A 1,979-nucleotide genomic window follows, 5' to 3' on the forward strand; every position below is an offset into this window, starting at 1 on the left:
GCACAAATGCGCGTTCTGCGATGTAAGCCTTGACTATGTTGCTTCCTACAGGCTTGTTCAAATTGAAAATCTTTTTTACGAATTAAAATCACAATCAGAAAAAAACGGAATACACGGAATTCATTTTGTTGACGAAGCAATGCCTCCAGCCGCAATGATAAAATTTTCCAAGTTAAATTTAAAGCATTCCGCATCTTTTTCATTTTGGGGAAACGTAAGATTTGAAAAAATTTATTCCCGCGACATGGCAGAATTTTTATCTTTTGGAGGACTTATTGGAGTTTCCGGCGGAATTGAAATTGCAACAGGAACAGGCTTGGACAGCATAAGCAAAGGAACTGATTTGGATTCAATTGTAAGCGCGTGCTGTGCATTCAAGGAAGCTGGCATTTTAATTCACGCATACATGATTTACGGCTACTTTGGAGAAACTGAGCAAGACACAATAAATTCCATGGAAACTTTACGGCAACTTTATGCGGCAGGGCTTATTGATTCATGCTTCTGGCACAAATTTGTCTTAACAAGACATTCAAGAATTTATTCGGAATGGAAAGAAGGACTTCACAAAAACTTAAATCCATTCGCTCCCAAAAATTCTGGAGTATTTGCAAAAAATGGACTGCACTTTAAAGATGAAGAAAAATCTACAAAATTCGGAAACGGACTTTATACCGCGCTTCAAAGTTGGATGCACGGAGAAAATTTAAATGTTCCTGTTGAAAAATGGTTTGAATTTAAAGTTCCTCATCCAAATGTTTCAAAAGATTTAATTGCAAAGTCAATTGAAAAATATGAAGAACGCCGAAACAAAGAGTGGAATTTTCCATTAAATGCAAAAAAACTTTTTTGGCTCGCTGGAAATATCGTCTTATGTGAAAACAAATTTTTGTGGAACTATATGCATGAAGATTTTAAAATTTCACTAAACATTTCATCGCAGGAAAAAGAAGAATTTATTCATGCGCTTTATTGCCTTTCACCTAAAAATTTTGACAGTTCATTCATGGAAAATATTATTCAGAAAAATCCGGGAGTAAAAAAAATCCTTCGCGCGCTAAGGGGCAAAGGACTTGTAATGCTTTAGAAAAATAAATAAGCAGTGCAAATTAATTTTCCAGTTTTTGTCTGTAGGCTTCGTAAAGAAGAACTCCGGCCGCAACAGAAACATTCAGGCTGTCAATTTTTCCGCAAGTTGGAATGGAAACAATTTCATCGCATTGTTCCTGCAAAAGACGCGCAATTCCGCTGCCTTCGCTTCCCATTATGATGCAAGTTTTTTTTGGAAACTTTATTTTTAAAAGAGTTGTTCCACCTGCATCCGCTCCATAAATCCAAAATCCTGCTGACTTTAAAATCTGAACTGCGCGAACAAGATTTGGAACTTTTGCAACATCAACCCAAGAAGAAGCTCCCGCGCTTGCACGTGCAATTATTTCATTGCTGTTTATGTCTGCGCTTCTATGATCTGGAACGACCATAAGATTTGCGCCGAACTGATCACATGAACGCAAAATCGCACCAACATTATGCGGATCGGTAACACTGTCAAGAACAACAACAACAGCATTTTCAGGGCAGCAAGTAATCCACTGCTCAAGCTGAATTTGATTTTTTGAATTCTCTTTTTCGCCTTCAACTAAAAGAATAATTCCGCGGTGATCACGAGCAGTTTCTGGAAGCGGCAAAACCATTGAGTCAAGTTCTTTTTCATTCACAAGCGAAACTTCAAAATTTGAATCCTTTGCAAGCGAAATTATTTTTTTAATTCTTGGTCCTGGCTTTGAATAAAAAATTTTCAAGCTGATTTCTTTAGGCTTAGAAACCGAATACAATCTGACTTTTTCTTCAACAGCATGAAAGCCTGTATAAATATTTTTTGACATATAGATTTTATTTTTCAAAAGGAATTACTGGCTAGTGCCGGTTTTTAAATATGGGTTGTTCCAAAAGTATTTTTATGTCATTTTCAGGCTTGA

1 protein-coding gene and 1 pseudogene are annotated in these 1,979 nt (G+C 36.5%); one reads left to right on the top strand and one right to left on the bottom strand.

Annotated features, from left to right (window positions below; all coding sequences use genetic code 11):
* Positions 1-1,087: pseudogene (locus B4C08_RS07165) on the top strand (radical SAM protein); the annotation flags it as partial.
* Positions 1,088-1,109: 22 nt separating this feature from the next.
* Here B4C08_RS07165 and rlmB read toward each other — a convergent pair.
* Positions 1,110-1,886: a 23S rRNA (guanosine(2251)-2'-O)-methyltransferase RlmB gene (gene rlmB, locus B4C08_RS07170; RefSeq protein ID WP_296664172.1), complete on the bottom strand. Its 777-nt coding sequence runs from the start codon at positions 1,884-1,886 to the stop codon at positions 1,110-1,112.
* Positions 1,887-1,979 lie beyond the last annotated feature (93 nt).

Origin of the sequence: Treponema sp. UBA753 (assembly GCF_002297325.1) — a bacterium.
Taxonomy (GTDB): domain Bacteria; phylum Spirochaetota; class Spirochaetia; order Treponematales; family Treponemataceae; genus Treponema_D.

Bases quoted from the DNA above. Each gene is read 5' to 3' on its own strand.
- rlmB (WP_296664172.1), bottom strand. From the start codon at position 1,886: ATGTCAAAAAATATTTATACAGGCTTTCATGCTGTTGAAGAAAAAGTC.